Source organism: Sulfurimicrobium lacus (assembly GCF_011764585.1).
Taxonomy (GTDB): Bacteria; Pseudomonadota; Gammaproteobacteria; order Burkholderiales; family Sulfuricellaceae; genus Sulfurimicrobium; species Sulfurimicrobium lacus.
In genome coordinates this window covers 1,775,875-1,795,645 of record NZ_AP022853.1, presented here as the reverse complement: position 1 = coordinate 1,795,645, position 19,771 = coordinate 1,775,875, and the positions used below count along the sequence as shown (strand labels likewise).

At 61.7% G+C, this 19,771-nt stretch carries 26 protein-coding genes; 2 read left to right on the top strand and 24 right to left on the bottom strand.

What is annotated here, in order from left to right:
• The 5 genes from SKTS_RS08870 to SKTS_RS08850 all read right to left on the bottom strand — a co-directional run bounded on the left by SKTS_RS08870 (position 1) and on the right by SKTS_RS08850 (position 4,700).
• Positions 1 to 1,194, bottom strand: a complete 1,194-nt coding sequence (locus SKTS_RS08870; RefSeq protein ID WP_173063449.1) for an ABC transporter permease — start codon at positions 1,192 to 1,194, stop codon at positions 1 to 3.
• On the bottom strand, positions 1,191 to 2,381 hold the full coding sequence (locus SKTS_RS08865; RefSeq protein ID WP_173063446.1) for an efflux RND transporter periplasmic adaptor subunit: 1,191 nt from the start codon (positions 2,379 to 2,381) through the stop codon (positions 1,191 to 1,193). Before SKTS_RS08865 ends, SKTS_RS08870 begins: the two co-directional genes overlap by 4 nt.
• Positions 2,382 to 2,472: 91 nt before the next feature.
• A complete protein-coding gene (locus SKTS_RS08860; protein WP_173063443.1) occupies positions 2,473 to 2,763 on the bottom strand; it encodes a hypothetical protein in 291 nt (96 codons plus the stop codon).
• Between the two features lie 124 nt (positions 2,764 to 2,887).
• Positions 2,888 to 4,219 (bottom strand): TolC family outer membrane protein, encoded by a 1,332-nt coding sequence (locus tag SKTS_RS08855; RefSeq protein WP_173063440.1) that lies wholly within the window; start codon positions 4,217 to 4,219, stop codon positions 2,888 to 2,890.
• A 28-nt stretch (positions 4,220 to 4,247) separates the two neighbouring features.
• Complete coding sequence (locus SKTS_RS08850) at positions 4,248 to 4,700, bottom strand: cytochrome c (RefSeq protein WP_173063437.1); 453 nt, start codon at positions 4,698 to 4,700, stop codon at positions 4,248 to 4,250.
• Positions 4,701 to 4,914: 214 nt separating this feature from the next.
• Here SKTS_RS08850 and SKTS_RS08845 point away from each other — a divergent pair, with 214 nt between their 5' ends.
• Together SKTS_RS08845 and SKTS_RS08840 are read left to right on the top strand one after the other, a co-directional pair.
• On the top strand, positions 4,915 to 5,637 hold the full coding sequence (locus tag SKTS_RS08845; RefSeq protein WP_173063434.1) for a response regulator: 723 nt from the start codon (positions 4,915 to 4,917) through the stop codon (positions 5,635 to 5,637).
• Positions 5,634 to 6,968, top strand: a complete 1,335-nt coding sequence (locus tag SKTS_RS08840) for an ATP-binding protein (RefSeq protein ID WP_173063431.1) — start codon at positions 5,634 to 5,636, stop codon at positions 6,966 to 6,968. The genes SKTS_RS08845 and SKTS_RS08840 overlap by 4 nt, the downstream gene beginning before the upstream one ends.
• A 23-nt stretch (positions 6,969 to 6,991) precedes the next feature.
• On the opposite strand, the gene SKTS_RS08835 is transcribed toward SKTS_RS08840, so the two are convergent.
• From SKTS_RS08835 to arsB, 19 genes are all read right to left on the bottom strand, one after another.
• On the bottom strand, positions 6,992 to 7,888 hold the full coding sequence (locus SKTS_RS08835; RefSeq protein ID WP_173063428.1) for a sulfite exporter TauE/SafE family protein: 897 nt from the start codon (positions 7,886 to 7,888) through the stop codon (positions 6,992 to 6,994).
• A gap of 16 nt (positions 7,889 to 7,904) precedes the next feature.
• Positions 7,905 to 8,189 (bottom strand): hypothetical protein, encoded by a 285-nt coding sequence (locus tag SKTS_RS08830; protein ID WP_173063425.1) that lies wholly within the window; start codon positions 8,187 to 8,189, stop codon positions 7,905 to 7,907.
• 142 nt (positions 8,190 to 8,331) lie between these two features.
• Positions 8,332 to 9,240, bottom strand: a complete 909-nt coding sequence (locus SKTS_RS08825) for an MBL fold metallo-hydrolase (RefSeq protein ID WP_244617483.1) — start codon at positions 9,238 to 9,240, stop codon at positions 8,332 to 8,334.
• Positions 9,241 to 9,368: 128 nt separating this feature from the next.
• Positions 9,369 to 9,785, bottom strand: a complete 417-nt coding sequence (locus tag SKTS_RS08820) for a hypothetical protein (protein WP_173063418.1) — start codon at positions 9,783 to 9,785, stop codon at positions 9,369 to 9,371.
• Positions 9,786 to 9,804: 19 nt separating this feature from the next.
• Positions 9,805 to 10,551: a DUF4395 domain-containing protein gene (locus SKTS_RS08815; protein ID WP_173063415.1), complete on the bottom strand. Its 747-nt coding sequence runs from the start codon at positions 10,549 to 10,551 to the stop codon at positions 9,805 to 9,807.
• 110 nt (positions 10,552 to 10,661) lie between these two features.
• A complete protein-coding gene (locus SKTS_RS08810) occupies positions 10,662 to 11,162 on the bottom strand; it encodes a hypothetical protein (protein ID WP_173063412.1) in 501 nt (166 codons plus the stop codon).
• An 82-nt stretch (positions 11,163 to 11,244) separates the two neighbouring features.
• Positions 11,245 to 11,838, bottom strand: coding sequence for a Crp/Fnr family transcriptional regulator (locus tag SKTS_RS08805; RefSeq protein WP_173063409.1), 594 nt, complete (start codon positions 11,836 to 11,838; stop codon positions 11,245 to 11,247).
• Positions 11,835 to 13,118, bottom strand: coding sequence for a phosphopyruvate hydratase (gene eno, locus SKTS_RS08800; protein WP_173063406.1), 1,284 nt, complete (start codon positions 13,116 to 13,118; stop codon positions 11,835 to 11,837). The genes SKTS_RS08805 and eno overlap by 4 nt, the downstream gene beginning before the upstream one ends.
• Positions 13,119 to 13,199: 81 nt before the next feature.
• Positions 13,200 to 14,372 carry an MFS transporter gene (locus SKTS_RS08795; protein ID WP_173063403.1) on the bottom strand — a complete coding sequence of 391 codons (1,173 nt, stop codon included), beginning with the start codon at positions 14,370 to 14,372 and terminating at the stop codon, positions 13,200 to 13,202.
• A gap of 9 nt (positions 14,373 to 14,381) precedes the next feature.
• Entirely contained in the window at positions 14,382 to 14,654 is a 273-nt protein-coding gene (locus SKTS_RS08790) for an HIT family protein (protein ID WP_173063400.1), read from the bottom strand.
• Positions 14,655 to 14,813: 159 nt separating this feature from the next.
• Positions 14,814 to 15,227, bottom strand: coding sequence for an arsenate reductase ArsC (locus tag SKTS_RS08785; RefSeq protein WP_173063397.1), 414 nt, complete (start codon positions 15,225 to 15,227; stop codon positions 14,814 to 14,816).
• A gap of 5 nt (positions 15,228 to 15,232) precedes the next feature.
• Positions 15,233 to 15,502: a thioredoxin family protein gene (locus tag SKTS_RS08780; RefSeq protein WP_173063394.1), complete on the bottom strand. Its 270-nt coding sequence runs from the start codon at positions 15,500 to 15,502 to the stop codon at positions 15,233 to 15,235.
• A 45-nt stretch (positions 15,503 to 15,547) separates the two neighbouring features.
• Positions 15,548 to 15,853, bottom strand: a complete 306-nt coding sequence (locus SKTS_RS08775; protein WP_173063391.1) for a c-type cytochrome — start codon at positions 15,851 to 15,853, stop codon at positions 15,548 to 15,550.
• Positions 15,850 to 16,173, bottom strand: coding sequence for a hypothetical protein (locus SKTS_RS08770; protein ID WP_173063388.1), 324 nt, complete (start codon positions 16,171 to 16,173; stop codon positions 15,850 to 15,852). Before SKTS_RS08770 ends, SKTS_RS08775 begins: the two co-directional genes overlap by 4 nt.
• Positions 16,174 to 16,205: 32 nt before the next feature.
• The gene (locus SKTS_RS08765; protein WP_173063385.1) at positions 16,206 to 17,000 is read right to left on the bottom strand and encodes an arsenite methyltransferase; all 795 of its coding nucleotides are present in this window, start codon (positions 16,998 to 17,000) and stop codon (positions 16,206 to 16,208) included.
• A 104-nt stretch (positions 17,001 to 17,104) separates the two neighbouring features.
• Entirely contained in the window at positions 17,105 to 17,410 is a 306-nt protein-coding gene (locus SKTS_RS08760) for a hypothetical protein (RefSeq protein ID WP_173063382.1), read from the bottom strand.
• A gap of 17 nt (positions 17,411 to 17,427) precedes the next feature.
• Positions 17,428 to 18,474 carry a permease gene (locus tag SKTS_RS08755; protein WP_173063379.1) on the bottom strand — a complete coding sequence of 349 codons (1,047 nt, stop codon included), beginning with the start codon at positions 18,472 to 18,474 and terminating at the stop codon, positions 17,428 to 17,430.
• Positions 18,471 to 18,725, bottom strand: coding sequence for a GDCCVxC domain-containing (seleno)protein (locus SKTS_RS08750; RefSeq protein ID WP_173063376.1), 255 nt, complete (start codon positions 18,723 to 18,725; stop codon positions 18,471 to 18,473). Before SKTS_RS08750 ends, SKTS_RS08755 begins: the two co-directional genes overlap by 4 nt.
• Entirely contained in the window at positions 18,698 to 19,768 is a 1,071-nt protein-coding gene (gene arsB / locus SKTS_RS08745) for an ACR3 family arsenite efflux transporter (RefSeq protein WP_173063373.1), read from the bottom strand. The genes SKTS_RS08750 and arsB overlap by 28 nt, the downstream gene beginning before the upstream one ends.
• Positions 19,769 to 19,771 lie beyond the last annotated feature (3 nt).

Sequence of the window (19,771 nt, the reverse complement as noted above, 5' to 3'; positions counted from 1 at the left end):
TCAGCCCCCGATCGCCGTGGCCGGATCGACCTTGAGCGCCGCGCGTATCGCCAGCGTGCTGGCGAGGGTGCAGACCACCATCACGATGACGAAGCCGCGCACCGCATCCTCGGGCAGCAGCAGCACGTATTTCGGGAAAGCGGGCCCCCACACGGTGGCGGCGATCTTGCCCACGGCGAAACCGATCAGGCCCAAGCCCAGCGCCTGTTGCAGGATCATGCCGGCGATGGTGCGATTGTGGGTGCCGATCAGCTTCAACACGGCGATCTCCCTGATCTTGCCCAGGGTCATGGTGTAAATGATGAAAGCCACGATGGCTGCACTGACGATGGTCAGGATCACCAGGAACATGCCGATCTGCTTGGCAGAGGTGGCAATCAGCTTGGCGACCAGAATCTCGTCCATCTGCGCGCGGTCGAAGACCTGCAAATGCTTCCAACGGCCGATGTCCCGTCCCACCAGCGCGGCAGAGCGGCCCTCGGCCACCCGCACCAGCACCGCGTTAACATTGTGGTTGCTGGTCTGCGAGGCGTTGACGGCGTCCAGCAGGCCCGGTACGCCGGGGCGGTTGAGCGCGGGATTGGCGGCGGTGCGCACGCGTTCGTTGACGATGGCGTCGTTGTCCTTGAGAAACTGCGCTTCCTGGGCATCCATGAGTGGAATGAACACCATCGGGTCGCCGCCGGAAGACACCATGCGCCGGGTGAGTCCGACCACGGCGTAATCGTGGCGGCGGATGCTGATGCGGTCGCCCAGGGCGAAACCGCTTTTGACATCGGCAACCGCCTCGTAATGGCTGCGGGTAACGCGCCGGCCCGCCACCAGGTAGCCCGGCTCACCCGGCTGGCCGGGCTCGAAACCCACCACCATGGCGCGCACATCGGCGCTGCCCTTGCGCACCTGCATGGTGAGATAGGTGACATTGGCGGCCTGGGCCACGCCGGGCATGCCGAGAATGCCGCGGTAGACATCGTCGTGGATGCTGGACGACTCGGCATAGGGACCCAAGGTGTCCTTTTGCACCACCCACAGATCGGCGCCGCTGTTGTTGAGCAGCACCTTGGCGTCGTCCACCATGCCGCGGTAGACGCCCGCCATGGTAAATGTGACGCCAATGAGCAGGCCGAGCCCCAGTCCGGTAAGAACGAATTTGCTCCAGGAATGCAGGATGTCGCGGCCGGCCAGGCTGATCATTGGGATTTTCCAGCCAATGAACCAACCACCTTGATGCGGCTGTCGTCCTTCAAATCGCTCTCGCTGTAGACAACCACCTCGTCGCCCGCCTTCACGCCCTCGACGATCTGCATTTTGCCGTCAATTCCTTCCACGCCGGTTTTCACTGGCACGAAACGCAACAGTCCATCGGCGCGCAGCCACACACCCGCTTTGGCGCCACGCTGGCGCAGCGCTGCATTCGGGATCAGCAGCACGTCGCGAAGCGCAGGCGGGTGCAGCGTCACCTCGGCCATTTCGCCACTCGTCACCCCCTGCGGCATGAGATCAAAAGCCACCTGGGCGAGTCGCTCCTCGGTCACGCTGTCGCTGTTCGGCTCGATGCGAACCACCTTGCCTGCAAAGGATTCCCGTGCCTTGGAGCGCAGCGTGATGTCGGCAGGCAGCCCCACCTGCAAACCGGATGATCTACTCTGGTCCAGCCGCGTCTTGACCCACAGGCTGGCCGGGTCTATCAGCTTGAGCACCGCCTGCCCTGCCACGACGGTGGAGCCGGTCTCGGCATCACGCGAAGTCACCACGCCGTCGGCGGGCGCCTCCAGGCGGATATTCCCCCGTTGCTGCTTCGCCCCCTCGCGGTCGGCATCCAGTCGGGCCAGGTCTTGCCGGGCGCTCGTCAGAGCGGACTCGGCGGCGGCAAGCTGGGCATCCGCGGACTGCTGCTGCTGCAACTTGCCATCCACCACGCTCTGGCTGACGAACCCTTGGCGCGCCAAGTCGACGTAGCGTCGCGCCTCGCCGGCAGCCAATGCCTGGCGGCTCTTCGCATCCCGCATCTGGGCTTGCGCCGTCGTCACGGCGCTCCCCGCGCGGGCCGTCGCCGCGGCGGCCGAAGTCACCCGCGCATCGAGGTCCACCGGGTCCATTTCCGCCAGCAACTGGCCTGCTTTCACGCTGTCTCCCACATCCACCAGCACGCTTCTCACCCGTCCAGCGGACGTCGGCCCGATGAGATAGGCGCGCCGCGCCTCGACCGTGCCGATGCCGAACAGTGCGGGCGCCACTTCCCCCCTGGCAACCTTGGTCACGGTCACCTTGATCGGTGCGAGCGGCCCGCTGGAGGTGGCCACCCAGCCCAGGGCCAGCAGCAGCGCAACGGCAAAGATGGCAAACCAGGCCTGACGTGGCAGGGTAAAGGGGATTTTCATCGCTGCTCCCAAGACTTGTCCCAGGTGTGAAACATCCGGGTTGAGTCATTTTCCGCTAATTTTCCGGTGCGCATCAATATATGGTTCAAGCTCAGCGCCCCCGCCCCATGCCGCCGCCTTGCATGCGCCGCCCACCTCCCTGGCCTCTATTTTGTTCGCGCATCTGATTACGAGCCGCTTCTTGTTCCGCAGCGCTCATGCTCACGGAGCGTTTCTGCATCTCAGCCCGAAACGCATTGCGGTCTTCGTCACCCATCTCGCTTGGTTTCAGCTGCATCAATTCCGCCGTGTTCAGCGCGGAAAAATCCTGCGCAGCGAGGACGTTCAGGCTCACGAGACCCAAAGCCAGTGTGGCCACCCGCATCCATTTCTTGCCATACATATCAGTGCTCCTTTTGATTTTTGCTTGAATTAAACAAAGCGTATTTAACCGCGGCGGTGTAAACGGCGTATGTCACAACCGGCCATTTTTGTAACTTAGTGTGACAAGGCGGGCGATTCCCCGCCTATTTCAGCAGCAGGTTAAGCTGCTGCAAATCTTCCTCACTCAGGGAACCGCTGGCCTGCTTGAGTTTCAGCCGGCTGAGGAGGTAATCGTAGACTGCCTTGTTAAGGTCGCGGCTGGTGCTGAAGAGTTGTTGCTGCGCGTTGAGCACATCGACGAAGGTGCGTACCCCCACTTCCATGCCCAGCCTGGAGGAGTCCAGTGAACTCTGGCTGGAAATACGAGCCTGTTTGTACGCCTTGACCTGCGCCATGCCGCTGGCGACGCCGAGGAAGGCTTCACGCGTGGCGTACTCGGCCTGACGCAACGTTTGTTCCAGATCGTGGTTGGCCTTTTCCTGATTGGCGACAGCTTCCCTGACCCTGGAATTGACGCTGCCGCCCTGATAAAGAGGGAAGTTCAACTGGACCCCGATCGCGGAGGCTCGGGTGTCGCTGGCGACGCCGTAAAGACTGCCGCTGGCCGATCCATCGGAATAGCTTGCGACCAGATCGAGGGTGGGTTGGTGTGCCCCCCGATTGCGCTCCACCTCCCGCTTGGCGATTTCGCTCGTTGCACGCTGAATCTGCACGGGCAGGCTTTGCTGCTCCGCTGTTTTCACCCATTGATTCATGTCGTTGGGTTCGGGCAGCAGAAGCGGGAAATTTTCTTCCACGCCGGCGAGCGGGCCGGGCGCCTTGCCGATGATTCTTTCCAGCGCCCGTTTTCTCACTTCCAGTTCGTTGCTGGCGGCAATTTCGGCGGCTTCCGCCAGATCATGCCTGGCCTGGGCTTCGTGGGTATCGGTAATGGTCGCGGTGCCGACCTCGAAGTTGCGCCTGGCTTGGGCCAGCTGCTCCTTGATCGCCTGCTTTTGAGCAGCCGCAAGGGTGGCATTGGCCTGGGCCAGCAATACGTCGAAATAGGCTTGTGCGACGCGCAGCATCAAATCCTGTTGTGCGAGGGCAAGCTGCATTTCCGCCTGCCCAACCTGGACTTTTGCAATTTCATATTGTTTCCAGTTCTGGATGCGGTAAAGGGGCTGATTCAGGGAAACGGTATACGCGTTGGAGTTGTAATCCCGTTTTCCGCTGGGCAGCGAGGTTGCACCCGAGTAGGAGACATCCAGCCCGTTCCACGTGGTGCTGGCACTCAAATTGACGTTGGGCAGCAACTGCGCAAGGCCTTGCGGCAGTTTTTCCCGGGCGGCTTGATAGGACGCACTGGCAGAGGCGAAGACGGCATCGCAGGCGAGTGCTTGGCGATAGACGCTCATCAGGTTGGTCGTGTCGGCGGCCTGGCTTGTGGGGGCAAGGGTGCTGCTGATGAGGAAGGTCAGGATCACGCGTTTCATTCTGACTCTCCTGGCAACGGAATCAGGATCACTGGGCGGCATCTTTCTTGCCGTAGAAATGCTCCACAATCGGCTTGCGGAATTCGCTGTGGCAGTTGTAGCAACTGGTCTGGAGTTTCTGGAAGGAGAGAATGATGCCCTGGCCGTCCTTGGCCCTGGCTGCCTTGCCGATGGCCAACGCCTGATCGTGCGTTTCACCGTCATAAGCTTTGAACTTGCCCATGTTGCTGCCCATGAAGCCCATGATGCGCATTTTTTCAGACATCGGCGGCTGGGGATGATCGGCGATCAGGGGCGCGGTTTTCTCCACCAGTTCCCAGTCTTCTCGGGAAACGCCGTCGGTGATGGTCTGCATGTTCTTGCCAAGGTCCTTCATGACATTCTGCAAGACGAGTGGCTCAGCCGCGTGCACGCCAGTCATGGTGAATAACAACCAGGCCGATGCGACAAAATTAAGGACAAGATTGTGGGGAGGTTTCATATCAGGACATCCTTTGGAAAATGACTGTTTATGGAAACGGAGCGCAAAATCCGCGCCCCTCCGGCTCAAGCCGCTAGCGCATTTAACCGCCGGGGTGTAACTGGCATATGTCAGGGCAGGCCTTTTTTGTAACTTACTGTGACAAGATGCCGGGTCGTTACACTGCTTTACAATTTCCATGCATGGCTTTGGCCTAACAGGGTATAAACGCACCATGACGACACCTGAACACATTCTTATCGTGGACGACGATGCCGAAATCCGCAGCCTGCTGGGTGATTACCTGCAGAAAAACGGCTATCGGACCACCGCCGTGGCGGAAGGCAAGGGTATGCTGACGGCGCTGGATAAGGGGCGTGTGGATTTGATCGTGCTCGACCTGATGCTGCCCGGAGACGATGGCCTGGTGCTATGCCGTAATCTGCGGGCGCGCTCGGACATCCCGGTGATCATGCTCACCGCCCGTGGCGAGGATCTGGATCGCATCCTCGGCCTGGAAATGGGCGCCGACGATTACCTGTCCAAGCCATTCAACCCGCGTGAACTGCTGGCGCGTATCAAGAGCATTCTGCGCCGGGCAAAGGCCTTGCCGGGAAACATGGAAGCCGGCGATGCGGCCCGGGTTAGCTTTGCCGGATGGGAGCTTGACACCGTCTCGCGCCAACTGGTCTCGCCGCAAGGGGTGGTGGTTCCGCTGAGCGGTTCCGAATTCCGCCTGTTGCGGATATTCCTCAATCACCCCAACCGGGTTCTCAGCCGGGATCAACTCATGGACATGATGCGGGGACGGGAAACGGATCCTTTCGAAAGAAGCATCGACGTTCAGGTGAGCCGGCTCCGCCACCGCCTGGCCGACGATGCCAAGGAACCCGCCCTCATCAAGACGGTGCGGTGTGAGGGCTACGTCCTGGCGGTACAGGTGGAAACGGGAAAATGATGCGACTGTTGCCTCAATCCCTCTTCAGCCGCATGGTTCTGATCCTGCTCGGCGGCCTGATTCTGGTGCAATCGTTCAACGTTTCTTTCCACTTGCGCGAGCGCGATCGTTTGCTGTTTCGCTCGAACAGCCTGGAGGCGGCGCAACGCATTGCCGACACCATCCGGCTGCTGAATTCACTGTCCCCCGCCGAGCGGCAAAAGCTCGGCGCAACGCTCAATTCTTCAACGCTATCGGTTTCCCTCGCCCCCCGCTCCCCCAGCCAGGAACCCCAGAACCCTGACAACACAGCCCAGGCCGCCGGTTTCGCCGGAATGCTGCACGACCTGCTTGGGGAAAGCCCTTCAGTCGAAGTCACGGTTTCCGAAACGGATCAGCATCTTCAACCACAACAAAAAATCGCCTTCACTGCAGAGACACACCTGCAAGACGGGACTTTTGTATCCATCGAAGCACGCCCGAGCGGTGAAGCCTTTCCCCTGCCACCCCATCTGGTTTTCAGTCTGCTGATCCTGTTCGCCGCAGTGATTTTTCTTTCGCTGCTCGCCGTGCGCCTCGCCACACGCCCCCTTGACACCCTCGCCAGCGCAGCCGAAAAGCTGGGCAAGGACATCAACAGCCCGCCCCTGTTGGAAACAGGTCCGACCGAAGTGCGTCGCGCAGCGCATGCCTTCAACACCATGCAATCACGCCTGGTCAGCTATCTCCGGGAACGCACGCGGGTTCTCGCCGCCATGTCGCACGACCTGAAAACCCCCATCACCCGCTTGCGGCTCCGGGCCGAACTGCTGGAGGACGACGATCTCAGAACAAAATTCGTAAAGGATCTGGAGGAAATGGAGTCTCTGGTTTCCGCCACCCTGGATTTCATGCGCGGCGTGGAAAACCCGGAGCCGGTGCAACCCGTGGACATCATGGCCTTGCTGGAAAGTCTCCAGGCAGACGCAGCGGAAATCGGCCAGCAAGTCAGGCTGTCAGGCATCGCTGCCCAGCCCTATCCCTGCAAGCCTGCGGCCCTGAAGCGATGCCTGGGAAATCTGATCGACAACGCCGTCAAATACGGGAAAAGCGCCACCGTCACCGTGAACGACCAGGACACACAACTGCAAATCCATATCCAAGACCAAGGCCAGGGCATTCCGGAGGCCGAACTCGAACGGGTATTCGAGCCCTTTTATCGCCTGGAAAATTCACGCAGCCGCGATACCGGTGGCACCGGCCTGGGCTTGGGCATCGCGCGCAACATCGCCCGGATGCACGGTGGCGACCTGTTGCTATGTAACCCTCAGGGCGGCGGGCTTGAGGCGATCCTGACGTTGCCCTGGGGGTAAAAAACCGCGCCGGCAATCCCCTTTCACAACAAATTAAACCCGCCCAAACCGGCGAGCAGCACGCCCAGCGCCCCTTTCAGCACCCGTTGCGGAACATGCCGCTGGAAAGCCGCGCCCAGGTACATCCCGGCCAGTCCGCCCAGGCCGAACAGGCTGCCCAGCCACCAGTCGGGTGCGGCATACCCGCCGCCCGGCAGCGGCAGGAAGGAGTAGACCGCCACCCCGGCAAGCGAAGTAGCGAAAGTCCCCGCCAGCGCCGCGCCTGCCACCGCATGCACCGGCAGGCGGAATACCGCGATGCAGAACGGCGCGATGATCGCCCCGCCGCCGATGCCGTAGGTGCCGCCGATGATGCCCACCACGAAGGCGAGGGCCAGCATGGCGAAGGTGCTGAATCCGTGCTCCTCGCCCTGGAAGACGAATGTCACCCGCTTTAATCCGGCATGCCGGATGCGCAGGCTCATGTCCGGGGACGAAGCAATAGTGGCGGCTTGCTGCCTTGTAGATTTCCACGGCACGAATTCGGCCAGCAAACGCCAGCTCAGAAGCAACAAGACCACGCCGACGAACAGTTTGAAGCGTGCCGCGTCCGGCAAATACAGGACGCGCAGATAGAACCCCAGCACGATGCCGGGCAACGAGCCCAGGGTGATGAGCCCCGCCAGCGCCCAGAACATCCGCCCTTCGCGCACATAGCGCCACACGCCACCGGGCGTGGCGAACAGGTTGAACACCAGGTTGGTGGCGCTGGCGGAGGGACCGGCGAAACCCAGCGCGCTCATCTGGAACGGCATCAGCAGAAAGGCACCGGAGATGCCGACCATGGAGCAGAAAAACGAGAGCACGAAGGCCACCAGGGGCGGCAGCCACAGCCAGGTATGAACGCCGGAAACAGGGAAGGAAACACTCAGCCAGTCCATTTGCATCTTTGCCCGGCTATTGAACCCGGAACGTGGCATGGCAGGTCATGCATTGATTCATCAGCTTCCCGGCATCGCGGGCTATCATGTCCATTTCGTCTGTTTCCGCGCGGACGGCCAGTTCCTCGAACATCATGTGGGTTGGGCCGCCGATATCCTTGAAGGACTGCGGCAACCTGGCACGCACCGTATTCGGAGTGGCACGCGCCATCCGATTGCCAGACAGGCGAGCGGACTCTGCAATCCTGCCACGGTCGGATTCGCCGATCCCCTGCATGATGCCTTGAACGCTGGCCAGCATTTGCCTCATTTCAGCCAGAAATTCGGCACGCTCCTGAACCGTCAATCGAGATTGATCCTGGTATCAGCCGGGTGGTCGATATCCGCCCGCACGGAAGCCGAAGCGAGAGCCAGTACCAGCAGTGAACAGCAGTAAAGAGCTCTCATTGGCTCTCCATCTCCAGATAGACGCGGCTGGCATTTCCGCCCTTTAGCAGATCGAAGTTGGCCAGGCGGCTGAAAGCGCTCTGATCCAGGCTGTCGATGGCTTCCTGCAAAGCGATGCCTTTATCCACTGCCTGCTTCATGTGCGTGATGAGCAGGCGCAGGTAATCGCCGGTATCGCGACGCGCCCGATCAAGATCGCAGACCTGGCCGTGGCCGGGAACGATGGTCTTCGGCCCCAGCTTTTCCATCACGTTGAAAGAGGCCAGCCAGTCGGTCGCGCTGCTGAAAGGCAGCACCCCGAGCAACCGGTCAACGAACACCAAATCGCCGGAAAACAGCACGCCTTGCTTAGGTAGCCACACCACGCTGTCGCCCGGCGTGTGACCGCCGTGGAAATACAGCAACTGGATTTCTTGCCCGCCCAGGCGCAGGGTTTCGGACTGGTCGAACAAGCGGTCGGGGTAAACCGGCTGCGTTCCCGCCGCTTTCTCGCCCAGGGTCTGACTCAGGCCGTCCAGTTGCATCGCGCCGCGCGCCTGCATATCGGCCAGAGCCGGCCGGGCGGCGATGATCTCGGCGCCGATGGATTTAAAGTAGCCGTTGCCCAGCCAGCGGTGGTCCTGGCCACCGGTATTGACGACTATTTTCACCGGCTGTCTGGTCACCGCTCTGATAGCGCGATGGATTTCCTTCGCCACCTGCCACGTGGATCCGCTGTCGATCACCACCACGCCTTCATCGGTGACGACGAAGCCGCTGTTGGCGTTCATGCCCTCGTTCTCGACGCTGCGCATTCCCGTGTCGCCGATGAAGGCGTAGACATTCGGCGCTACCGGCACGGGCGAGAGTGAAAGCGCCCAGGCATTTCCCCATGCCGACAAGCCGAACTGAAGCAGGAATAACAAGACGATCCGCATTATTTGAAGTCCTTTCCAAATTTCCGATTAATGGTTAAAAATACAGGCGAGCAAACAGCTCACCCGGCGCAGATTCTGCTTCTCGCCGAACTCTGAATTTTCCGCGCGTATCAGGCTCATGGTTTGTTCAGCCTTTCCGTGATGGCGGCTTGCACATCGGTGATTTGCCAATCGCCCCGCGCTCCCGGCGGGCTTTCCTTGACTGCGGGAAAATTCACGAATGTCACCATGCTGCCGTCCTTGCGCCGATATTGCTGCTTGCCGTCGATCAGAATCGCAATCGGGACATGCCCCGCAAGGCCAATACTGGCAAGCCGCTTCACACCCTGGGGGCTTTCGGCGTCAATCTCGGCCACTTGCAGTTTGCCGCCCTGTTTGGCCAGCCATTCGCGCAGCGGTTTGAGCGCGCTTTGAACGGGCGGGTGCGCCATGGCGACGATTTCGACGCTTGGCTGCGCTGCCTGGGAAACGCCGCTGGCAATCGTCAGCATGGTGGCGGCGATGAAAAGGATGAAATGTCTGCGTGTCGTCATGGCCTGGCTTCCCTTTTGCTCATTTGCAGTTGTGATGCAGCTTCCATTGCTCGGCGTGGCCCATGGCAACGGCCCAGTCAGGTGGCGTGCAATCGCCGCTGTCCGAGCCGGACTGAGTCGGCGCGGTTGAAGGTGTGGCATTCTTTTCCAGGAAACGGATATCTCGCGGATCGTTCAGCAAAGTTTTGCCGAGGAAAAACAGTGCCACTAAAAACAGTGCAGTCACAACTGACTGCGCGACCCCGATGGGTAATGAACTCCGTACGTCGCATGTGCCGCCGGGGCAGTGCTGCGCCTGTTGCCGGGCAAACAGATTATAGATTTTGCAGCCGAGGCAGATGCCGAACGCCGCCTCGAAGAACAGCAAGACTAGGCAGGTGGAGCAGACGATCAGGTTGATCGGGCCGATGATGCGGTTGAGTACCACCAGATACAGCATGGTCAGCGCTAATGCCCAGCCGATGCTCCAGGCAAAGCGTTTCTGCGGCGCACCGACATATTCGGGCGTTTGCCATCTCACGGCGAAGCGTCCGAGGATGAGGCTGGGCGCGTATTTGGGATTGATGAAGATGCGTATGGTGAAATCGATCAGGAAGGCCGCCACAAAAACCCGGGTCAAGCGGAAGTCGCCGACCAGCCAGGCATTCATGAAGGATACCAGGGCGAAGAAGAACAGGATGCCGGCGCTCGCCCGCACCTCGCGCTCGTTGAGCACCGGCACGGTGTAACCGTCCAGCGCTTCGCCAAACTCGAAAATCTTGCCCATGGAATGACCTATAAAACCAGAATCGCAGAATGCCGGCGGGACGGTTCCCGTCGGCTCCCGTTATCAATATTCGGTAATGCGCAGCGCAGGGACCATTATGATGCCGTTTTTCATGGTTTCTCCAGCGCTGGCAACTCATTGCCAGCGCGCATGTCATAGCGATAAGTATCGTGGCAAGCCGTACACCGTTGCAAAGTTCCACTCAGCTTTTCCAGAATCACCTGCTTGTTCTTGCCTGCCTCGGCTTCAGCAGCAATGCTGTCGAATCCGCCATGCATTGCTTCGCACAGTTCGTTACATCCCTTGGGGCAATTTTCCCTAGCTTTAAGCGAAGCTTTACTGAGTGGCTGCGGGCTCGTTGATCGAGCGCCCTGTGCAACCATCTTCATATCGTTCGAGGCAAGCCCCTCAATTACTTGCTGAGTTCCCTTGAGAAATCGGCGCATGCTCGCCAATATCTTGTCGCGTTCGAATCCGGGCAAAACGACGGTTTCTCTGGTATCCGCTACAGTTGTATTCTTTGGGCCTGCAATGGGCACCGTGCCGTCTGAGGCGTAGACGTTGGCAGCGAAAGAGGCAAACAGGGCAAGGGCAATCACGGCAATTTTCATATTTTCTCCAGTAATGCTGCACCATCAACAGCGATGGCTGTGCCAGCATAGGCCGGACGATGGAAATTCAATATGATCTAGATCATAGCCGAATGTCGTTTTTGGAATGCAGCAATGTCAAAATCTGCCCCTGCCGTTGCAGCTCGCCTTCCCGTTCCATTTCGGCCAGGGTGCGATATAGCGCTTCATGGCTCGCGCCCAGTTCCGTCGCCCAGCGGTTGACGGGCTGGTCCAGTTCCACCCTGCCCGCTTCACCCCGATCCACGATGTAGTGGATCACGCGCATGCGCAGGCTTTTCAGGCTCAGCCTTTCCTGGGCGGCCCGTTGCTGGCGCAGGCTGCGCGACAGCGTGGCGATCCACTCCAGGGCAAAATCCGCGTCATTGGCCAGACGCTGGCGCAAAACGTCGGCCGGCAAACGCAGATAACGCCCGGGGTGGGTACAAATCGCGTCGCAATGGTAGCGGCTGGCGAACAGGCTGGCTTCGGCGAAGAACTCGCCTTTGCGCGCGCGGTACAAAACGATCTCGGCGCCTTCCGGGGCGAAGCGCGTGAGACGCACTTCGCCTTCCAGCACGCGATAGACCGCATCCACTTCGTCGCCGAAGCGGAAAATCGTCTGCCCCTTTTCCATCTCCATGGAACGGGCCGCGACGAAATCGAAAGCTTCGCTCAACGCACGAACGCCTTGCGCCCCGCATACACCGCCGACGCGCCGAGATATTCCTCGATGCGCATCAGCTGGTTGTATTTCTCCACGCGCTCGGCGCGGCATGGCGCACCGGTCTTGAGGTGGCCGGTGCCGAGCGCCACGGTGAGGTCGGCGATGAAGCTGTCCACCGTCTCGCCGCTGCGGTGCGACACCATCGCGCCCCAGTTGGCGCCGTAGGCCAGTTGCACCGCCGCCACGGTCTCGGTCAGCGTGCCGATCTGGTTGAGCTTGATCAGCACCGCGTTGGCCGCGTTTTCCTCGATGCCGCGCTGGATGCGCTCGACGTTGGTGACGAACAGGTCGTCCCCCACCAGTTCGAGCTTGCCGCCCAGCTCGCGGTTGAGCAGCTTCCAGCCTTCCCAGTCGTCTTCCGCGAGGCCGTCTTCCAGCACCAGGAAGGGATATTTCTTCGCCCAGTCGGCGTACATGGCCACCATTTCCGCGGCATCCACCTTGCGTCCCTCGGTGCGCAGGTTATACAGGCCGTCCTCGTAAAATCCGCTGGAGGCGGGGTCGAGGGCGATCACCACGTCGTCGCCAGGGCGGTAGCCGGCCTTTTCGATGGCCTGAACGATCAGGTCCATGGCGTCCGAGTTGCGCTTCAGCACCGGCGCGAAGCCGCCCTCGTCGCCCACGCCGGTGGAGTAGCCGCCGTCCTTGAGTACTTTCTTGAGGGAATGGTAAACCTCGCTGCCCCAGCGCAAGGCCTCGGCAAAATTGGGCGCGCCCACCGGGGCGATCATGAACTCCTGCAGGTCGGTGCCCTGCCAGTTGGCGTGCGCGCCGCCGTTGAGGATGTTGAACATCGGCACCGGCATGCGGTTTGCCGCCGCGCCGCCGAGGTAACGGAACAGCGGCAGGTCGCAGGCGTCCGCCGCCGCGCGCGCCACCGCCATGCTCACGCCGAGGATGGCGTTGGCGCCGAATTTTTCCTTGTGGGGCGTGCCGTCCAGTTCGATCATGGCGCGGTCCACCGCGCCCTGGTCGAGCGCGTCCATGCCGATGAGGGCTGCCGCGATCTCGTTGTTGACGTGGCCGACCGCCTTCTTCACGCCCTTACCGCCGTAACGGCTCTTGTCGCCGTCGCGCAGTTCCAGCGCCTCGTGCACGCCGGTGGAGGCGCCGGAAGGCACCCCTGCGCGAGCGAAGGCGCCGCCGACCAGGGAGACTTCCACCTCGACGGTGGGATTGCCGCGTGAATCGAGGATTTCGCGGGCATGGATGCGTTCGATCTTGGTGTACATGGTGCTTCTCCTTATTTGTTTTTCAAAAAGAACAAACCGGTGCTGACATCTCCGCCAGCATAACAACAATGGATGACTGAATTATGGCGTGGGACGCATCACCCATGATTTCAACAACAAGGCCGCCGCCAGCGCGCAACAGGCGGAAAAAGCAAATGCGGCCTCGACGGCAACGCCCTGCCACAGCCAGCCGAATATCAGCGATGCGGGCAACAGCATCGCTCCGGCAGTGAGGTTGAACCAGCCGTAGGCCGTACCGAGCTTGTCGCGTGGGGCAAGGTCGGCCACCAGGGCTTTCTCGGCGCCTTCCGTCGCGGCGAGGAACAGGCCGTAGAATGCAAACAGCGGCCACAGCAGCAGGGCGTGAAAACCGTTGATGCCGAGCAGCAGATAGAACAGGCCATACACCGCCCATCCGGCGAGAATCAGCCGCACCCGGCCAAGGCGGTCGGACAGGGCGGAAAGCGGCGTGGAAAAGACCATCGCCACCCCCGAAGTCAGCGCCCACAACAATGGCACCTGGTAATCCGGCAGGCCGAGTTCCTTGGCGCGCAGCAGCAGGAACATGTTGGACGAATTGCCCAGCGTGAACAGCGCCAGCACCGCTAAATAGCGCTTGAAGGCGGGCGGGAAGCTGTCCAGCTTCCACGAAAATACCGGGCGCTGGGTTGCCGGAACTACTGGCGGTTCCTTGACGCCCAAGGCCAGTACGACGGTGATGATGCCCGGCACGATGGACCACAGGAACACGTCCTTGATCGGCACCCCCCGCGCCAGCAGCCAGGCTGCAAGAAGCGGCCCGATTACCGCGCCGGCGTTGTCCATGGCCCGGTGCAGGCCGAACGCCAAACCCCGGCGGCCTTCGTCCACCGCACCGGCCAGCAGCGCGTCGCGGGGCGAGGTGCGCAGGCCTTTTCCCACCCGGTCGGCGAAGCGCAGCGCCAGCACCATAGGCCAGCTCGACGCCAGGTAGAACAGCGGCCGCGAGATTGCTGCCAGTCCATAGCCGCCCGCCACCCAGCCCTTGGCGTGCCCCCGTTTATCCATGAGCACGCCGGAAAAAAGTTTCAGCAGGCTGGCGGTGGCCTCCGCGACGCCCTCGATCAGGCCAAGCGCCTTGGGGCCCGCCATCAGCACCGAGGCGAGAAACAGCGGCACCAAGGGATAGACCAGTTCGCTGGTAGTGTCGTTGAACAGGCTCACCAGGCCCAGCAGCCAGACGGTGCGGGGTAATGCGAGAACGGCTTTAAGCATGGTATTTACTCATCCCCGCGCCACACCCACGTTGATACCAATGTTGTAACCGGAGGGAGCATATTTGCCGTCAAGATGACGCTTCGCCACATCGAGCAGCGATTGCAGCGCGGCCCTCTCCTCCTTGGTGGTCAGGAAAAAATCGGCGACGTGGCGCTTGGGAATGACCAGCAGGTGGCCGGGATTGACCGGGAACCGGTCGGGGCAGGCATAGGCCAGCTCGTTCTCGAACAGGCTGCCATCGGGGTGACAGAACGGACAGGTTGAGGAGCCTTCGTTCATCATGCATCTCCCATCGGTTTTCCGCCCCCCGTGCAGGGTGTTTGCCTGGCATCATCAGCACGTCCGGGCGGTTCGGAGCGGAAACTCAGGGAGGCATGCCATCTCCCGGGCTAAAGAATAGCGCCGGGCAAATTCGATGTCCAACTTTTCCCGACAGCATCATTCGGACACGCCGAAGCGCTGCTTCAGTTCCGGAATCAGCACGGCGCGAATCTCGTCCCGCACCCTGACGAAGCTTTCGATCGGCTCGCCGTGGGGATCATGGAACGGCATGTGGATCGCGGGAATTGGCTTGGGGAAGATGGGGCAGGACTCTTTGGCGTTGTCGCACACCGTCACCACCAGGTCGATGGCTTCGTTCATCACCGCGTCCACGTCCTTGGGGTAAAGGCCATCCGTAGCCATGCCGCCGAGTTTCAGCGCTTCGATGGCGCCATCGGCCACCTTGGGCTGGGGACGGGTGCCGGCGGACAGCGCGCGCACGTCAGGGCCAAGGTCGTGGTTGACGAGAACTTCCGCCATCTGGCTGCGGCAGGAGTTGCCGGTGCACAGGATCAGGACAGTCTTCTTCATACGATCTATTCCTTGCCGCAACAACCGCAGCAGGCTTCCTTGCCGCCCAGCCATTCCTCGATCTTCGCCTTGCTCGGCACGCCGCCGGCATGCACCACCTTGCCGTCGATCACCACGCCCGGCGTGGACATCACGCCATAGCCAAGAATGGCTGCCATGTCCTCGACTTTCTCCAGTTTGATCGCCACGCCTTTGGCTTTGGCTGCGTCCTCGATCAGCTTCGTGGTTGCGTTGCAGTTGGCGCAGCCTGTACCCAATACCTTGATCTCTTTCATTGCAGTTTTCCTCTGATAAATTGGTTAAACCTTGGCAGGCGATGGTCAGAATTTGTAATAGTGCGTATTCAGGTAAGCGACCACATCCTCGTTATCCTTTGCCGATAGCGCCGGGTCGTAATAGTCGCCCCAGCGTGTCACTTCCTTTTGCAGCGCCGGCAGCGACTTGATTTTGCGTTCCGCAGAGGTGTACACGCCAGTGCCATGACAGTCGAGGCATACCGCATGGACCTGCTCGCCTCGCAGGGCGTCGCCGCTGCTTGAACTGGTGGCCGAACAGCCCGCCGTCGCCAGGGCGGCGAGCACCAGCAGCGCAAGTCCCCATTGCAAACTCATTCCGCTTGCTTTCATTGGTTTCGGCCTCCACGATAGCGCTGGCGCAGAGGTATGCACTGCTCCGCGTCGCTGCCTCGCTGCCGGGCGCGTGCCTGCATATCCTGCTGGTGGGCTCGGCGCAGGGTCGCCTTCTCCTCGTGAGTACGCGCGGCACGCATTTTGGCGCGATAAGCTTCGCGCTCCTCGTGGGTCATCAAATCCGCACAGTAAATCAGCTCGCGTTTCTCGGACGCCCCCTGGGGCTGTTCTCCATCACTCTGGGCATGCGCCGGTGCGGCGACCACGCACAACGCAATGGCCAACGCACCCCACATAACATCGGTTCTTATTTGCATGGCTCGCACTCCTGTTTGGAATAGCGTAATCATCAGGGCTTGACCGCTTCGATGTTCGCGGAGCAAACGTAAGCCTCCACGCCCCGACCCGGCGCCCACTGCCGGATGAATTCGCGGCTGGCATCCTTGGCCTCGATGCGGATGTCGGCAAAGCCCGCCGCCGCCAGCATCTGCTCGATTTCTTCTGCCGCCGCCGCGCCGGCGATGCAGCCAGTGTACAGCGCCAGGTCGCGCCGCGCTTCTTCCGGCAGCGGCGCGGTGGTGACGATGTCGGACAGCGCCAGACGGCCGCCGTTCTTCAGCACGCGGAAGGCATCGCGGAACACCTGGGCCTTGTCGGGCGAAAGGTTGATGACGCAGTTGGAGATGATCACGTCCACCGTGGCGTCGGCCACCGGCAGGTACTCGATCTCGCCGAGACGGAATTCGGTGTTGGCGTAGCCGCCCTTGGCCGCGTTGGCGCGTGCCTTGGACACCATGTCCGGCGTCATGTCCACGCCGATGACCCGGCCGCCGTCGCCCACCTGGCGCGCCGCGAGGAAGCAGTCGAAGCCCGCCCCGCTGCCCAGGTCGAGCACGGTTTCGCCGGGTTTCAGCGCGGCGATGGCCTGGGGGTTGCCGCAGCCCAGGCCCAGATTGGCGCCTTCCGGCACCGCGCTCACTTCGCTTGCGCTGTAGCCGATGCCGCGCGACAGGATGTCTGCGGCCGGCAATTCGCTTGGCGTGCAGCACGCCGGGCCACAGCCGCAAGCGCCATCGGCACGGGCCACCGCGCCGTAGTTTTCGCGCACTGCCTGGCGTATTTCGTCATGTTTTACGTTTTGCATTTCAGTTTCCTTTCAACAACAGACATTTACCACGGAATACACGGAAAAAGCCCGACTTTCTCCGTGTGTTCCGTGTATTCCGTGGTTCAATTGTTTTTCCCGAATCAGCAGCAGGACTGGCCGGATTTCGTCGGCGTGCAGCAGGCGCCCTGCGCGATGCCGATGGCGGCCAGGCTGGCGTTGGCGTTTTCCCTGCGGCACGCTTCGTCGAAGCTCGCGTCCAGCGCTTGCGCCGCCTCGTCGCGGATGTGGCGGGCGATTTCGACCACCGCGTCGATCTGCGCCTGCGCCACGCCGTACTGTTTCAGCTTGTCCACCTGGCACAGGCCCTGTTTGGGGTGGTTGGCGGCGATGTTGGCGGCGAGCGACACCAGCGCCACGATGGAAGGATGGAGGGACGAATCAGTCATGAGGGAACTCCTTTGGATTACAGGACAGCATTGAATACGTAGCCCACCAGCATGATGCCGGCCGCCACCACGCCGACGAAAGTGGCGATCAGCCGGGGCTTCAGAACCTTGCGCAGGATGATCATTTCCGGCGCCGACAGGGCGATCACGCTCATCATGAAGGCGAGCACGGTGCCCAGCGCCGCGCCCTTGCCCAGCAGCGCCTCGACGATGGGAATGATGCCGGCGGCGTTGGTGTACATCGGCACGCCGATGACCACGGCGGCGGGGACCGACCACCAGGGCGCATCCTTGCCCATGATGCCGGCCATGAAATCTTCCGGCACGTAGCCGTGGATGCCCGCACCCAGGGCGATACCGCCGAGGATGTAAGGCCACACCTTGCCGACGATTTCCTTGACGTGCGCCACGCCGGCGTCGATGCGTTCCGCCCAGGTAGGGCGCGCCAGCTCCAGGTCGGCCGCCTTGCCGATCTGGATGGCGCGCACCCAGTCCTCGAGGTGGTGTTCCATCTTGAGCTCGCCGATGACCAGTCCGGCGACAATCGCCACCAGCAGGCCCAGGCCGAGGTAGAGCGCCGCCACCTTCCAGCCGAACAATCCGAACAAGAGCGCCAGCGCCACTTCGTTGACCATGGGCGCGGAAATCAGGAAGGAAAACGTCACGCCCAGCGGCACCCCGGCGGACAGGAAGCCGATGAACAGCGGCACTGCGGAACAGGAGCAGAACGGCGTGACGATGCCGAGCGTGGCCGCCATCACGTTGCCCACGCCGAGCCGCTTACCGGCGAGCATGGCGCGCGTCCGCTCGGCGGAGACGAAGGTGTGCACGATGCCCATCAGAAACACGATGCCGGTGAGCAGCAGCAAGACCTTGGGCGTGTCGTAAAAGAAGAAATGCAGCGCCCCGCCCAGGTGGGTCTGCGGGGAGACTCCGGTGAGCGCCAGCAACGCATCGGCGAAACGGGTCAGGCTGGCGTAAGCGGCCACCCACAGGATGGTCGACAGGACGACCCAGCCCCAGGGGGCGCGGCGGGGTGTTGCGGTTTCGCTCAGGGTGTTCATGATGATTTCTCGCTAAATTTGCCGGTGCAGCAGGACTGCCCGCTTTCCTGCACCGGCGGGCACTTCACCGTGCCGTAGGAACAGAACACGCAGCAGTCGCCGGCTTTGGGACGCAGCAGCGCGCCGCATCCCCGGCACTCGTAATACCACTGACAAGCATCTGTGGGCATGGTTTCCTCCCTGCTGAAACCGCATTGCGGGCAGGTCACGACCGATTGCAGGATCACGCTCTCGCCCCCTTCTCGTACCATGCCCTGGAGCCGTTCACGATGCGCACCACCGAGAGCATCACCGGCACCTCGATCAGCACGCCCACCACGGTGGCCAGCGCCGCCCCGGACTCGAAGCCGTAGAGCGAGATCGCCGCCGCCACCGCCAGCTCGAAGAAATTGCTCGCGCCGATCAGCGCCGAAGGCCCGGCCACGCTGTGCACCTCGCCCACGGTCCGGTTGAGCCAGTAGGCGAGCATGGAATTGAAATACACCTGGATCAGGATCGGCACCGCCAGCAGCAGGATGACCAGCGGCTGGTCAATAATGGCCTTACCCTGGAAGGCGAACAGCAGCACCAGGGTGGCGAGCAGGGCCGAAATACCGACCGGGTGCAGGCGCGCCAGCACGCTATCCAGCGCGCCCCTGCCCTGCAGCACCCGGCGCAGGAACTGGGCGATGGCGAGCGGAATGACGATGTACATCACCACCGAGAGGAACAGCGTGGCCCACGGCACGCTGATCGACGCCACGCCGAGCAGCAGGCCGACCAGCGGCGCGAAGGCGAACACCATGATGGTGTCGTTGAGCGCCACCTGCGACAGGGTAAACAGCGGATCGCCCCTGGACAGGCTGCTCCACACGAACACCATGGCGGTGCAGGGCGCGGCGGCGAGCAGGATCAGCCCGGCGATGTAGCTGTCGATCTGTTCCGCCGGAAGGTACGGCGCGAATGCGACACGGATGAAAGCCCAAGCCAGCAGCGCCATGGAAAACGGCTTCACGCCCCAGTTGATGAACAGGGTGACGCCGATGCCGCGCCAGTGCCGCCTGACCTGATGCAGCGCAGCGAAATCGATCTTCATCAGCATGGGGATGATCATCAGCCAGATCAGCAGGCCGACCGGCAGATTGACCTGGGCGATTTCCAGCTTGCCGAGAATTTGAACCGGTGCGGGGGCAAGCTGTCCCAGCCCGATACCCGCCACGATGGAGAGAAACACCCACAGCGTCAGCCAGCGCTCGAAGAAGCCCAGTTCGGCACCCGAGGCTTTCATGGCGACCACTTCGCATTGCGCGCTCACCGT

What these genes read in the sequence shown, in the direction of transcription:
- SKTS_RS08870 (WP_173063449.1), bottom strand. Translation starts at nt 1,194, where the DNA reads ATGATCAGCCTGGCCGGCCGCGACATCCTGCATTCCTGGAGCAAATTC.
- SKTS_RS08865 (WP_173063446.1), bottom strand. Translation starts at nt 2,381, where the DNA reads ATGAAAATCCCCTTTACCCTGCCACGTCAGGCCTGGTTTGCCATCTTT.
- SKTS_RS08860 (WP_173063443.1), bottom strand. Translation starts at nt 2,763, where the DNA reads ATGTATGGCAAGAAATGGATGCGGGTGGCCACACTGGCTTTGGGTCTC.
- SKTS_RS08855 (WP_173063440.1), bottom strand. Translation starts at nt 4,219, where the DNA reads ATGAAACGCGTGATCCTGACCTTCCTCATCAGCAGCACCCTTGCCCCC.
- SKTS_RS08850 (WP_173063437.1), bottom strand. Translation starts at nt 4,700, where the DNA reads ATGAAACCTCCCCACAATCTTGTCCTTAATTTTGTCGCATCGGCCTGG.
- SKTS_RS08845 (WP_173063434.1), top strand. Translation starts at nt 4,915, where the DNA reads ATGACGACACCTGAACACATTCTTATCGTGGACGACGATGCCGAAATC.
- SKTS_RS08840 (WP_173063431.1), top strand. Translation starts at nt 5,634, where the DNA reads ATGATGCGACTGTTGCCTCAATCCCTCTTCAGCCGCATGGTTCTGATC.
- SKTS_RS08835 (WP_173063428.1), bottom strand. Translation starts at nt 7,888, where the DNA reads ATGGACTGGCTGAGTGTTTCCTTCCCTGTTTCCGGCGTTCATACCTGG.
- SKTS_RS08830 (WP_173063425.1), bottom strand. Translation starts at nt 8,189, where the DNA reads ATGCTGGCCAGCGTTCAAGGCATCATGCAGGGGATCGGCGAATCCGAC.
- SKTS_RS08820 (WP_173063418.1), bottom strand. Translation starts at nt 9,785, where the DNA reads ATGACGACACGCAGACATTTCATCCTTTTCATCGCCGCCACCATGCTG.
- SKTS_RS08815 (WP_173063415.1), bottom strand. Translation starts at nt 10,551, where the DNA reads ATGGGCAAGATTTTCGAGTTTGGCGAAGCGCTGGACGGTTACACCGTG.
- SKTS_RS08810 (WP_173063412.1), bottom strand. Translation starts at nt 11,162, where the DNA reads ATGAAAATTGCCGTGATTGCCCTTGCCCTGTTTGCCTCTTTCGCTGCC.
- eno (WP_173063406.1), bottom strand. Translation starts at nt 13,118, where the DNA reads ATGTACACCAAGATCGAACGCATCCATGCCCGCGAAATCCTCGATTCA.
- SKTS_RS08795 (WP_173063403.1), bottom strand. Translation starts at nt 14,372, where the DNA reads ATGCTTAAAGCCGTTCTCGCATTACCCCGCACCGTCTGGCTGCTGGGC.
- SKTS_RS08790 (WP_173063400.1), bottom strand. Translation starts at nt 14,654, where the DNA reads ATGAACGAAGGCTCCTCAACCTGTCCGTTCTGTCACCCCGATGGCAGC.
- SKTS_RS08785 (WP_173063397.1), bottom strand. Translation starts at nt 15,227, where the DNA reads ATGAAGAAGACTGTCCTGATCCTGTGCACCGGCAACTCCTGCCGCAGC.
- SKTS_RS08780 (WP_173063394.1), bottom strand. Translation starts at nt 15,502, where the DNA reads ATGAAAGAGATCAAGGTATTGGGTACAGGCTGCGCCAACTGCAACGCA.
- SKTS_RS08775 (WP_173063391.1), bottom strand. Translation starts at nt 15,853, where the DNA reads ATGAAAGCAAGCGGAATGAGTTTGCAATGGGGACTTGCGCTGCTGGTG.
- SKTS_RS08770 (WP_173063388.1), bottom strand. Translation starts at nt 16,173, where the DNA reads ATGCAAATAAGAACCGATGTTATGTGGGGTGCGTTGGCCATTGCGTTG.
- SKTS_RS08765 (WP_173063385.1), bottom strand. Translation starts at nt 17,000, where the DNA reads ATGCAAAACGTAAAACATGACGAAATACGCCAGGCAGTGCGCGAAAAC.
- SKTS_RS08760 (WP_173063382.1), bottom strand. Translation starts at nt 17,410, where the DNA reads ATGACTGATTCGTCCCTCCATCCTTCCATCGTGGCGCTGGTGTCGCTC.
- SKTS_RS08755 (WP_173063379.1), bottom strand. Translation starts at nt 18,474, where the DNA reads ATGAACACCCTGAGCGAAACCGCAACACCCCGCCGCGCCCCCTGGGGC.
- SKTS_RS08750 (WP_173063376.1), bottom strand. Translation starts at nt 18,725, where the DNA reads ATGGTACGAGAAGGGGGCGAGAGCGTGATCCTGCAATCGGTCGTGACC.